Raw genomic sequence first — 11,111 nt, forward strand, 5'->3', positions numbered from 1 at the left:
GATGTGCACTATGTGCAAGCACCGTATATAGCCGTGTTGAGGGCAAGTTGGGCATTTAGGGGTATTCTTTTTACCGCCGGGCATGTGAAAGTCGAACGCGAAAGGCCCCCCACCGGCGGAGTGAGGGGCCTGGATGTCCGGAAATCGCTTCAGCGTACGGGTTCAGGTCACCAGTTCGGTGATGAACTCGCCGATGCCGGAGGCGGCATCCGATATGCCCTGGAAGCCTATTCCGACCATCTCCGCCGCCCGCTTGGGCTGGGTGATGATCACGAAGAGGACGAACACCGTGAGGGCGCCCGTGATGAGCTTCTTGGTGTCCATGAACGGTGTCGGCCTCCCCAACCGGTACTGCGAAGTCGGGTGAGTCTAACCGGTCGGGTTTGGACACTCACCTGTCCTTTAAGGACCAATGACCCTGCCGTACGGGCCCTTTGTCGCTGGGTGTCCGGTCGCGGGAGGAGCAGGATGGAACACGAGCCCACCGGTTCTGGCAGGAAACCGGTGGGCGAGGGACAGGACCTCACTGCGGGGTCCGGGCCGCGGGCTTCCCCCTGACCGCGGCCCGGGCCGGCAGGTTCCGTCCTCACCGGGGGAAGTGACGTGTCCCCCCGATGTCACTTCCCCCGTACGCGTGGAAGGCCCCGGCTCCGGTCGGGGCCTTCTTCGTGGGCGGGGGAGCGTGCGCTGCGCGGCCGCGCGTGCCGGGGTACGCGGGTGCCCTACTGGATGGCGCCCAGCAGGTCGACCAGCGGCGCGACGGGGGCGATGGCGGGCTCGAGCTGGTCGGGCAGCGTCGTCAGCTGGTTGAGCTGGTTGGCCCCCTCGCTGACCTTCGCCCCGATCTCCTGGACCGAGGCCGGCGTGGCCCCCGCGGGCATGCCCGGGGCGGCCGTCGGCAGGTCCGGGAGGGTCAGCGGGGCGGGCGGCGCGGCGGAGGCGGCAGGTGCGGCGAGGCCCGCGGCGGCCCCCGCGAGGGCGAAGGCGGCGAGGATGCGCTGGGTCTTGGTCATGCCGTGTCCAACGGCCGAGCCGACGCCCGGTCACGGCGGGCACGCACGAGAGCCCCGGTTCGTACGAACCGGGGCTCTCGTTTCCAGAGCGGTGGTGGAGGGATTTGAACCCCCGATGGGTTGCCCCATACTCGCTTTCGAGGCGAGCTCCTTCGGCCACTCGGACACACCACCGAGAGAGATCCTAGCCGATGGTGGGGAGTGCTTCGCAACTTCCTGCCGAGTGGCCCTGCTCACCCGCCACCGCCCGCCCACCACGGTGCTCACCGTTCCCGGAAGAACTCCGTCAGCTGCCGCGCGCACTCCGCTTCCAGTACCCCGCGGATCACCTCCGGCCGGTGGTTGAGCCTGCGGTCCCGTACGAGGTCCCACAGCGACCCCGCCGCGCCCGCCTTCTCGTCCCCCGCCCCGTAGACGACACGGGCCACCCGGGACTGGACGAGCGCGCCCGCGCACATCACGCACGGCTCCAGGGTGACCACCAGGGTGCACCCCGTCAGCCGCCACTCCCCGAGCCGGGCGGCCGCCCGGCGCAGCGCCAGCACCTCGGCGTGCGCCGTGGGATCCGCGACGGCCTCCCGTTCGTTGTGCCCGGTGGAGAGGAGGTCCCCGTCCGGCCCGAGGACGACGGCACCGACCGGTACGTCACCGGCCGGTACCGCCAGGGCCGCCTCCCGCAGGGCCAGGCGCATGGGGTCCCGCCACGGATCCCGTACCGGGTCGGGCCCGGTACCGGAGCCGTGCGGGTCCCGCGTGCCGTACGTGAGGTCGTGCGCGGCGATCACTAGCGGACGGCCTCCAGTACCTCGGTGGCGCCCAGCGCGTCGGCGATCTCCGAGAGCGCGTCCCCGTCCAGGGACATCAGCTCCCTGTGGCCGACGCCGAGGTCGTCCAGCAGCCGGGGGTCGCCGAGCGGACCGGCCGGCACCGGCTCGGAGCCGGAGCCCGCCCGGTCGTCGTCCGCGTCGTCCTCCTCGTCCGTGTAGGAGGCGACGGGCTCGTCCTCCCCGTCCTCGGTGCCGTCCAGGTCCAGTTCGTCGAGATCGTCGTCCTCGTCGACGCCGCCCAGCAGCTCCTTGGTCAGCATCGATCCGTAAGAGCTCCGGTCGGCGGCGGAGGCGTTCGACACGAAGTACCGGGGGTCCTCCTCTCCGTCCACGCGGACGACGCCGAACCAGGCGTCCTCCTGCTCGATGAGGGCGACCACCGTGTCGTCGTCGACAGCGGCGGAACGTGCGAGATCGATCAGATCACTGAGGGACTCGACGTCGTCGAGTTCCAGGTCGCTCGCTTCCCACCCGTCTTCGGTGCGCGCGAGCAGTGCGGCGAAATACACCGTGACTCTCCCACTGGTCATAGGCGTGCCGGTTGGAGGTCCCCCCGGCCGGAGGTTGGGGTGTGAACGGTCCTGACACAAGCTGTTCGCACCCCGCCCAATCGGCATCGTGGCAGAAACAGCGGCTTTGCGAGAGGTCTTCCGCGCGGCGGCCGTGTCGCGGCGCCGGGCGGAGGGCCGGTCAGGGGGCCGGTCGCTGCCGTGGGCATCGTGTCCGTCACCAACGGAACGTACGCATCCGCATCTGCTGGCGCATCCGGGCCGCCCGGGCACGCCGCGGCTGCACGCGGTCGCGCAGCGCCCGGGCCTCCATCAGGTCGCGCAAGAACTGCGCGCGTCGCGCCCTGCGCTGCGCCGCCGTCTCCGGCGGGTCGTCCGCCTCGCTCCCCTTGCCGTCGTTCACGGGCTGCGTCTTGGGCATCGGCACCACCCCAGGCTGGTCCGGTCGTCCTCCTCCGCCGGCGCGAAGCAGACCCCCCGGCTCCCACCTTCCCCCCGTCGGCGCGTTTGATGCCACCCCTTCCTGGATCGGCCCAGGTCAGCGCATGGGCCGGCTGAAGGGTCAGATCACGCCGCGTGGCCGGAGCCGGCCGGTGGGCTCAGGCCGCCCCGTCGTCGTGCAGCGCCGGGACGACGGCCACCGGGCCGTGCGCGTGCTGGAGGACGGCGTGCGCCACCGACCCGATCAGCAGGGACCGCCGCCGCGGATGGTGGCGGCCCACCACGACCAGCGCGGCCGACCGGGACGCCTCCACCAGCCGCCCCGCCGCGTCCCCGGGCACGGCGGCCTGCTCCACCGGCACGTCCGGGTAGCGGGCCCGCAGCGGGGCCAGCCGCTCCGTCTGGGCCCGCAGCATCTCCCGTTCGGCCGGCACCCCGTCGGCGCCGTCGGCGAGGGCCTCGGGCGGGATCACCGCGAACGGGCTGTCGATCACCATCATCGGACCGGGCGGCAGGGCGTACGCCGAGACCACCTGGACGGTGGTCCCCCGGGCGGCGGCTTCCGCGAACGCGAAGGCCAGTACGTCCTCGGGGGTCTCGGCGGCGTGCAGCCCCAATACCACCCGCCCGGCCGAAGCCCCCTCGGCGTCCCGTGCCGCGCGCCCCTCGTGCGGGACCACGACCACCGGGCAGGACGCGGTGGTGGCCACGGCCCGGCTGCTGGAGCCGAGCAGCAGCGCCGCGAAGCCGCCGCGCCCCCGGGAGCCCATGACCAGCATCAGCGGCTCCTGCTCCGCGCTGACGGCCCGCAGCGCCTCCGGCACGGAGCCCTCCAGGGCCTCGTAGCGGACGTCCGCAGGGAGCTCCGGGCCGGACTCCAGCAGGGCGCGGACGCGGTCGCCGACGGGGTCGGCGTACTCCTCGGGCTCGTTCGGGTCGTGCAGGGCCGAGCGGCGGCCCGCGTACAGCTGGGAGACCTCGGGCAGGACGTGGGCGACCATCAGGCCGGTGCCGTGGCGCAGGGCGGCCAGGCGGGCCCATTCCAGGGCGCGCAGGCTGTGGTCGGACCCGTCGACGGCGGCGATCACCGGACCGCCGCCGCCCTGGCTCCCCTGGCCGTTGCTCATCCGTCAAGGGTGCCGGGCGGCGCGGCGGCCCGCATCCGGAAGGCCCGCGGGCGCGCGCGGGACGCGCCGCGCCGCTTCCACCGCGTAGCCTTTTGGCAGCAGGTCGCGAACAGGCGGCCGTTTTTCGCAGGTAGCAGGGTCGCAGGTCGCAGATCGCAGGTCGAAGCCCGGCTGAGTCTTGGAGGATGTTGTGCGTTTGCAGGTCGTCGATCACCCCTTGGTGGCGCACAAACTGACCGCACTGCGCGACAAGCGCACCGACTCCCCCACGTTCCGGCGGCTCGCCGACGAGCTGGTGACGCTCCTCGCCTACGAGGCCACCCGCGACGTGCGCACCGAGCAGTCGGACATCGAGACCCCGGTCGGCCCGACCACCGGCGTCAAGCTGGCGCGTCCGCGCCCGCTGGTCGTGCCGATCCTGCGCGCCGGCCTCGGCATGCTGGACGGCATGGTCCGGCTGCTGCCGACCGCCGAGGTGGGCTTCCTGGGCATGGTCCGCAACGAGGAGACCCTGGAGGCCTCCACGTACGCGACGCGCATGCCCGAGGACCTGTCCGGGCGCCAGGTCTACGTCGTCGACCCGATGCTGGCCACGGGCGGCACGCTGGTCGCCGCGATCCAGGAGCTCATCAAGCGCGGCGCCGACGACGTGACCGCCGTGGTGCTGCTGGCCGCGCCCGAGGGCGTCGAGGTCATGGAGCGCGAGCTCGCGGGCACGCCGGTGACGGTCGTGACGGCCGCCGTGGACGAGCGGCTCAACGAGCACGGCTACATCGTGCCGGGCCTGGGCGACGCGGGCGACCGCATGTACGGCTCCGCCGAGTAGCGGCGCGGTCCGCCGGTCAGCACTTCTTCGAGGAGGGCGCGGGTGCGGGGTTGGCCAGGACGGCCAGCGCCCTGTCCGCGTCCTCCTTCTTGTTGAGCTCCTTGAAGGAGTCGCCCAGGATCAGGTCGATGTCCGCGCCCTCGCGGGTGTCGGTCTGCTGGGTGACCCCGGTGAGCTGGGTGCCGAGGACGGAGTACGCGGCCTTGTCGGTGCGCGGGGAGCCGAGCAGTATCCCGGGCCCGGGGACCTTCTTGTCGAAGTCGGCGGGGGCGTTGCCGACGTGGCCGACGGTGAAGCCGCGCTTCTTCAGCTCGTCGCCGACGGCCTTGGCGAGGCCCGAGCGCGGGGTGGCGTTGTAGATGTTGACGGTGATCTGGCCGGGCTGCGGCAGGACGACCGCGGGGGCACCGGACGCGGCCGGGCCTGGGTTCGCGGCTCCGGCGGGGGTGGCGGAGGCGGCGCCCTTGGTCGGGCAGTCCTTGGCGGCCGCCGCGCTGTGCTTGCCGCCGTCGCCCCGGAACACGTCGATGAGCTGCAGTGCCCCGTAGCCGAGCAGTGCCAGCGCGAGGACCGATCCGAGCAGGGCGAACACGAGCTTCCGGCGTCGCCGCGGCCGGCTCATGCGGGGGTAGGCGGTGCCCGTGACGCGGTACTTTCCGCCCATACCGGGGGGAGTGAGCATGCTCATGGGCGCAGCGTAGTGCCGTACCGGAACGATGCCTACTAAATGATCTGTTGATCGGGTAAGGCAGACCCGAAAGGCGCAACCGGCGCCCCGGCACGTCCTCCGGCCGGCCGCAGGCAGGTCCCCGGTCAGTCCATTTCGAGGACGCGCGCGTGCAGCACCTGGCGCTGCTGGAGGGCCGCGCGCACGGCGCGGTGCAGCCCGTCCTCCAGGTAGAGGTCGCCCTGCCACTTCACGACGTGTGCGAAGAGGTCGCCGTAGAAGGTGGAGTCCTCGGCGAGCAGCGTCTCCAGGTCCAGCTGTCCCTTGGTCGTCACGAGCTGGTCCAGCCGGACCGGGCGCGGGGCGACGTCCGCCCACTGCCGGGTGGTTTCCCTGCCGTGGTCGGGGTACGGCCGTCCGCTACCGATGCGCTTGAAGATCACACGGAAAGCCTACCGGGCCGGTGCCTCCGGGCGCAGCCTCGCTCCAGCGGTGCAAAAGTGGCACACAGGGCTATTCCGGGAGTGACGCATGAGCCAGAGCATCGATCCGCCCGAGCCGGCCGCCACCGCCGGGGGACAAACGGACCCGAACGGTCCGGCCACCGCCATCGCCGCCGGGTACGCCTTCACGGGGCCCGCGCTGGAGCTGGGGGGCCTGCTCTGGGACGGGGTCTGCGAGCCGTCGCGGCAGATCCGCATCCCGCTGTCGATGCTCAACCGGCACGGGCTCGTCGCAGGCGCCACCGGCACCGGCAAGACCAAGACCCTCCAGCTGATCGCCGAGCAGCTCTCCGCCAACGGCGTGCCGGTCTTCCTCGCCGACGTCAAGGGCGACGTCTCGGGGATCTCCGCCCCCGGCGCGCCGGGCACGAGGGCGCAGGAGCGGGCGAAGGACGTCGGCCAGACCTGGGAGCCCACGGGGTACCCCGCCGAGTTCTACTCCCTCGGCGGGATCGGCCCCGGGATCCCGGTCCGGGCGAGCGTGACCGCGTTCGGGCCGGTCCTGATGTCGAAGGTGCTCCAGCTGAACCAGACGCAGGAGCAGTCGCTCGGCCTGATCTTCCACTACGCCGACTCCAAGGGCCTGGAGCTGATCGACCTCAAGGACCTGCGGGCGGTCGTCGCCTTCCTCGTCTCCGACAAGGGAAAACCGGAGCTGAGGGGGATCGGCGGGCTCTCCACCGTCACCGCCGGGGTGATTCTGCGGGCACTCACCGCATTCGAGCAGCAGGGCGCCTCGGAATTCTTCGGCGAACCGGAATTCGACACCAGTGAATTCCTGCGAACGGCTCCGGACGGACGCGGCCTGATTTCCGTACTGGAACTTCCGGCCGTACAGGACAAACCGCAGCTTTTCTCTACATTTCTCATGTGGCTGCTCGCCGACCTGTACGCCGACCTCCCGGAAGTCGGCGATCTGGAGCGCCCCAAGCTGGTCTTCTTCTTCGACGAGGCACACCTCCTCTTCAACGGGGCCTCGAAGGCCTTCCTGGAATCCATCACCCAGACCGTGCGCCTCATCCGCTCCAAGGGCATCGGCGTCTTCTTCGTCACCCAGACCCCCAAGGACGTGCCCTCCGACGTCCTGGCCCAGCTCGGCAACCGCGTCCAGCACGCCCTCCGCGCCTTCACCCCCGACGACGCCAAGGCCCTCAAGGCCACCGTGCGGACCTTCCCCAACTCCCCCTACGACCTGGAGGAGCTGCTGACCTCGCTCGGCACCGGCGAGGCCGTCGTCACGGTGCTCAGCGAGAACGGCGCCCCCACCCCCGTCGCCGCCACCCGGCTGCGCGCCCCGCAGTCGCTGATGGGCCCGGTCGACCCGGCGGCCCTCGACGCCGCCGTCAAGGCCTCGCTCCTGTACTCCCGTTACGCGCAGCCCGTCGACCGGGAGTCCGCCTACGAGAAGATCACCGCCGAACAGGCGGCCGCCGAGGCCGAAGCGGAGGCCGCCGCCGCGGCGGCCGAGGCCGACAAGCAGGCCAAGGCCGCGGAACGGGCCGGGCGCGGCGCCCCGAAGCCGGAACCCTCACTGGCGCAACAGGTCGTCGGCAGCGGCCTGTTCCGCTCGCTGGCCCGCTCGGTCGGCACACAGCTGGGGCGAGAGATCTCCCGTTCCCTCTTCGGCACGGCCCGTCGGCGCCGCTGAGGGCGGCGCCGAGGGCGCGGCTGGGACGCGGTCCCTCCAGGGGGAATCAAGCGAACCGGTTGTCCGCTTTACGGCAGCCGCTGACAGACTCGTGTCCATGCGGACCGAACTGACCGACACCACGTCCAGCAAGATCGACCGGGCCCTGCTGGCGGCCCGGCGGGCCGTGGGCAGCCCCACCATGGGGCTCGTGCTCACCCTCGTCATCGTCACCGACGAGGAGAACGCCTACGACGCCGTACGCGCGGCCTCCGAGGCCTCCCGCGAACACCCCTGCCGCATCATCGCGGTGATCAAGCGGACCCACCGGGGGCCGGAGCGGCGCCGGCGGACCCGGCTGGACGCCGAGTTGCGCGTGGGCTCGGACGCCGGGTCCGGGGAGATCGTCATCCTGCGCCTGCACGGGGACCTCACCACCCAGGCCGGGTCGATCGTGCTGCCGCTGCTGGTGCCGGACGCGCCGGTGGTCGCCTGGTGGCCGGCCGACGCCCCCGCCGACCCGGCCCGCGACGACCTGGGCGCGCTGGCGCAGCGCCGGATCACCGACGCGCAGGCCGCAGGGGACCCGGTCGGCGTGCTGGCCGAGCGCGCGGCCGCCTACGCCCCCGGCGACACCGACCTGGCGTGGACCCGGCTCACGCCGTGGCGCTCGCTGCTGGCCTGCGCCTTCGACCAGAAGACCTCGCCGGTGACCGCGGCGGCGGTGGAAAGCGAGCCCGACAACGCCAGCGCCGAGCTGCTGGCGCGCTGGCTGGAGGACCGCCTCGGCGTGCCGGTGGCCCGGGTGGCCACCGGCGGGCCGGTCATCACCCGGGTCCGGCTGGAGACCGGCGCCGGGGAGGTCGTGGTGGACCGGCCCACCGGCTCGCTGGCCACGCTGGTCCTGCCGGGCTGGCCGGACCGGAAGGTCGCGCTCAAGATCCGCAGCACGGCGGAGCTGATCGCGGAGGAGCTGCGGCGCCTCGACGCCGACGAGGTCTACGCCTCGGCGCTGCGCAGCAGGCGGCCCGCCCAGGCCTCGCTCTCGGCGTAGTGGTTGTCGTACCTGGGCTGGCTGTCGATGATGTCCTGGACGGTGGCCTCGCCCGCGTGCACCCGGCCGAGCAGGCGGTAGTAGTCGAAGCGGGCCATGCCGGGGGTGAACCCGACGAACACCTCGGCGGTGTGGCCGGCGGCGGGGGCGAAGGCGTGCTTCACGCCGGGGGCGATGCTGATGAAGTCCCCCTCGGAGAGGGTGTGGACCTCGTCGCCGACGAGCACGTCGAGCTTGCCGCCGGTGACGTGGAAGAACTCGGTGGCCTTGGTGTGGAAGTGCACCGGGGCACCGGCGGCGCCGGCCTCGAAGGTGGCCGTGTTGCAGGTGAGTTCCGGGGTGTCGGTGAGCAGGGTGATGACGCTGCCGGGGGCGTCGGAGACGCGTTCGGCGGTGGTGGCGCGGGTGAGGTTCTCGGTCATCCGGCCGACGTTACGCGGTCCCGCGCGCGGGCCCTCCGCCGGGCCGGACGGTCCGTCAATTCAGCGTCCCGGCCTGGCGGCTTGCCCCGGCGGGGAGGCTTTCCTCGGGGAGGTTTTCCTCGGGGAGGTTTTCCTCGGGGAGGTTTTCCGCGGGGAGGTTTTCCTCCAGCCCCCTACTCGGCGGCCTTCGCGGCCTTGGCGGCGGCCTTCGCGGCCTGCTTGTACTCGCGGACCTTCGCCAGCGACTCCGGGCCGGTGATGTCCGCCGCCGAGCGGTGGACGTTCGCGGGGCCGTAGCCCCCGGCCGCCTCCCGCCACCCCTTCGGCCGGACCCCGTACCGCTTGCCCAGCAGGGCCAGGAAGATCTGGGCCTTCTGCTCCCCGAACCCCGGCAGCGCCTTCAGCCGTTCCAGCAGCTCCGCGCCCGTCCCCGCGTCCGCCCAGACCGCCTCCGCGTCCCCCGCGTAGTGCTCCACCAGGTACGCGCACAGCTGCTGGATCCGCTTCGCCATCGACCCCGGGTACCGGTGCACCGCCGGCTTCTGCGAGAGCAGCGCGGCGAACGCCTCCGGGTCGTACGCGGCGATGGCGTGGGCGTCGAGATCGTCGGCGCCGAGGCGCTGCGCGATCGTCCAGGGTCCGGAGAACGCCCACTCCATCGGCACCTGCTGGTCCAGCAGCATCCCGGTGAGCGCGGCCAGCGGGCTGCGGGCGAGCAGGGCGTCGGCCTCGGGCTGCTGCGCCAGCCGGATGGTGATGTCGTCCATGCCCCCAGCCTCCCCCGGGACCGCCCCCCACGCCCGTTCGGCGCGCGGTTGTCAGACCCTCGCCCTAGCGTGAGAGGGACCTACGACACAGACGACACAGACGACACAGACGACACAGACGACACGGACCACACGGACCACACAGGAGTCGATCGACCATGGCCGAGTTCCCGGAAGGCACCCCCTGCTGGGTGGACGCGATGTTCACCGACGTGGAGGCCGCCAAGGAGTTCTACGCCGACGTACTGGGCTGGACCTTCGGTGAGGCCAGCAGCGAGTACGGCAACTACACGCAGGCCTACTCCGGTGGCAAGGCGGTCGCGGCCGTCGTCCCGCCGATGCCGGGCGCCGACGCGCCCTCGCAGTGGTGCCTGTACTTCGCCTCGGACGACGCGGCCGCCACCGCCGAGAAGATCAAGGCCGCGGGCGGCACGCTGATGATGGAGCCGATGCAGGTCGGCACGTTCGGCACGATGGCGATCGCCAAGGAGCCCAGCGGCGCGGTGTTCGGCGTCTGGCAGCCGGGCGAGCACAAGGGCTTCGAGAAGCAGGGCGAGGCGGGCTCGTACGCCTGGGCCGAGGTCTACACCCGCGAGCCCGGCAAGGCCGACCCGTTCCTGGAGCGGGTCTTCCCGTACGAGTCCCAGCAGATGGACACCGGCGGGGCCGAGGGCGACGACGCGGCGGCGGCCGGGATGGACTTCAAGATCTTCAGCGTGGGCGGCGCCGACCACCCGGTGCTGGGCCGGATGAAGATGGGCGACGAGTTCCCGCCGCAGGTCCCGTCCTACGTCCAGGTCTACTTCGGCGTCCCGAACTGCGACGTGGCGGTGGAGAAGGCGAAGGCGCGGGGCGGGCGGGTGTACTTCGGCCCGATGGACAGCCCCTTCGGCCGCTTCGCCGCGCTGGGCGACCCGCAGGGCGCGGTGTTCGCCGTGATCGACATGGACACGCGGGTCGGGGAGATGCCGAAGTTCGCCTAGCCGAGGGGCCCGTGCGCCCGTGTCCCCCGGCCGGGGCACGGGCGCACGGGAGTCTCAGCTGACCCCGTAGACCACGTACGCCGGCTGCACCAGCGGTACGGCGGGCCACAGCAGCGGGGCGAGCCGAGGACACGCTGCGTCACCCGTCTGCCGGAACCGGTTCACCGCAGAAAGGATTGACCGCCGTCCTCGTTCCCCCTGCCGGGGGAGGAGGCGCTGTCGGCACGGCGCCGGGCAAGACCTCGCCGGGCCCAGGTGACGGCCCCTATGACGAGGGTGGCGGCGACCGAGCCGAGCAGGTCGGGCAGGGCGGCGAGGAGGAGCTGCCGGAGGGTGTCGGACATG

General features: G+C 72.3%; 15 protein-coding genes and 1 tRNA gene. 4 read left to right on the forward strand and 12 right to left on the reverse strand.

Annotation, left to right across the window (positions count from 1 at the left end; translation table 11 throughout):
* Positions 1-162 precede the first annotated feature (162 nt).
* The 7 genes from BX286_RS36655 to BX286_RS19345 form a co-directional block, all read right to left on the reverse strand.
* A complete protein-coding gene (locus BX286_RS36655) occupies positions 163-324 on the reverse strand; it encodes a hypothetical protein (protein WP_167747595.1) in 162 nt (53 codons plus the stop codon).
* Positions 325-722: 398 nt separating this feature from the next.
* Complete coding sequence (locus BX286_RS19320; RefSeq protein ID WP_079428816.1) at positions 723-1,013, reverse strand: hypothetical protein; 291 nt, start codon at positions 1,011-1,013, stop codon at positions 723-725.
* A gap of 89 nt (positions 1,014-1,102) precedes the next feature.
* Positions 1,103-1,187, reverse strand: a tRNA-Ser gene (locus BX286_RS19325).
* A gap of 89 nt (positions 1,188-1,276) precedes the next feature.
* Complete coding sequence (tadA, locus tag BX286_RS19330; RefSeq protein WP_100864167.1) at positions 1,277-1,705, reverse strand: tRNA adenosine(34) deaminase TadA; 429 nt, start codon at positions 1,703-1,705, stop codon at positions 1,277-1,279.
* Positions 1,706-1,797: 92 nt separating this feature from the next.
* The gene (locus tag BX286_RS19335; RefSeq protein WP_079428818.1) at positions 1,798-2,349 is read right to left on the reverse strand and encodes a hypothetical protein; all 552 of its coding nucleotides are present in this window, start codon (positions 2,347-2,349) and stop codon (positions 1,798-1,800) included.
* A gap of 217 nt (positions 2,350-2,566) precedes the next feature.
* A complete protein-coding gene (locus BX286_RS19340) occupies positions 2,567-2,770 on the reverse strand; it encodes a hypothetical protein (protein ID WP_045949278.1) in 204 nt (67 codons plus the stop codon).
* 178 nt (positions 2,771-2,948) lie between these two features.
* Entirely contained in the window at positions 2,949-3,917 is a 969-nt protein-coding gene (locus BX286_RS19345; RefSeq protein WP_167747596.1) for a universal stress protein, read from the reverse strand.
* A gap of 190 nt (positions 3,918-4,107) precedes the next feature.
* On the opposite strand from BX286_RS19345, the gene upp reads away from it, so the two are divergent.
* On the forward strand, positions 4,108-4,743 hold the full coding sequence (upp, locus tag BX286_RS19350; RefSeq protein ID WP_079428820.1) for a uracil phosphoribosyltransferase: 636 nt from the start codon (positions 4,108-4,110) through the stop codon (positions 4,741-4,743).
* A gap of 16 nt (positions 4,744-4,759) precedes the next feature.
* Here upp and BX286_RS19355 read toward each other — a convergent pair whose 3' ends face one another.
* Positions 4,760-5,431 (reverse strand): LytR C-terminal domain-containing protein, encoded by a 672-nt coding sequence (locus BX286_RS19355; protein WP_100863277.1) that lies wholly within the window; start codon positions 5,429-5,431, stop codon positions 4,760-4,762.
* Between the two features lie 125 nt (positions 5,432-5,556).
* On the reverse strand, positions 5,557-5,853 hold the full coding sequence (locus BX286_RS19360; RefSeq protein ID WP_008740979.1) for a type II toxin-antitoxin system VapB family antitoxin: 297 nt from the start codon (positions 5,851-5,853) through the stop codon (positions 5,557-5,559).
* A gap of 88 nt (positions 5,854-5,941) precedes the next feature.
* Here BX286_RS19360 and BX286_RS19365 point away from each other — a divergent pair, with 88 nt between their 5' ends.
* Together BX286_RS19365 and opcA are read left to right on the forward strand one after the other, a co-directional pair.
* Entirely contained in the window at positions 5,942-7,561 is a 1,620-nt protein-coding gene (locus tag BX286_RS19365; protein WP_121015618.1) for a helicase HerA-like domain-containing protein, read from the forward strand.
* 97 nt (positions 7,562-7,658) lie between these two features.
* On the forward strand, positions 7,659-8,594 hold the full coding sequence (gene opcA / locus BX286_RS19370; RefSeq protein ID WP_079431842.1) for a glucose-6-phosphate dehydrogenase assembly protein OpcA: 936 nt from the start codon (positions 7,659-7,661) through the stop codon (positions 8,592-8,594).
* On the opposite strand, the gene BX286_RS19375 is transcribed toward opcA, so the two are convergent.
* Together BX286_RS19375 and BX286_RS19380 are read right to left on the reverse strand one after the other, a co-directional pair.
* Positions 8,540-9,016, reverse strand: a complete 477-nt coding sequence (locus BX286_RS19375; protein ID WP_121015620.1) for a cupin domain-containing protein — start codon at positions 9,014-9,016, stop codon at positions 8,540-8,542. The two genes, opcA and BX286_RS19375, sit on opposite strands and share 55 nt — an antisense overlap.
* Before the next feature lie 173 nt (positions 9,017-9,189).
* Positions 9,190-9,783, reverse strand: a complete 594-nt coding sequence (locus tag BX286_RS19380; RefSeq protein ID WP_079428828.1) for an HhH-GPD-type base excision DNA repair protein — start codon at positions 9,781-9,783, stop codon at positions 9,190-9,192.
* Between the two features lie 158 nt (positions 9,784-9,941).
* On the opposite strand from BX286_RS19380, the gene BX286_RS19385 reads away from it, so the two are divergent.
* Positions 9,942-10,766, forward strand: coding sequence for a VOC family protein (locus BX286_RS19385; protein ID WP_079428830.1), 825 nt, complete (start codon positions 9,942-9,944; stop codon positions 10,764-10,766).
* Positions 10,767-10,927: 161 nt separating this feature from the next.
* On the opposite strand, the gene BX286_RS19390 is transcribed toward BX286_RS19385, so the two are convergent.
* Positions 10,928-11,110: a hypothetical protein gene (locus tag BX286_RS19390; RefSeq protein WP_121015622.1), complete on the reverse strand. Its 183-nt coding sequence runs from the start codon at positions 11,108-11,110 to the stop codon at positions 10,928-10,930.
* Position 11,111: the final 1 nt, after the last annotated feature.

Source organism: Streptomyces sp. 3211.6, from assembly GCF_003634815.1.
GTDB classification, from domain to species: domain Bacteria; phylum Actinomycetota; class Actinomycetes; order Streptomycetales; family Streptomycetaceae; genus Streptomyces; species Streptomyces katrae_A.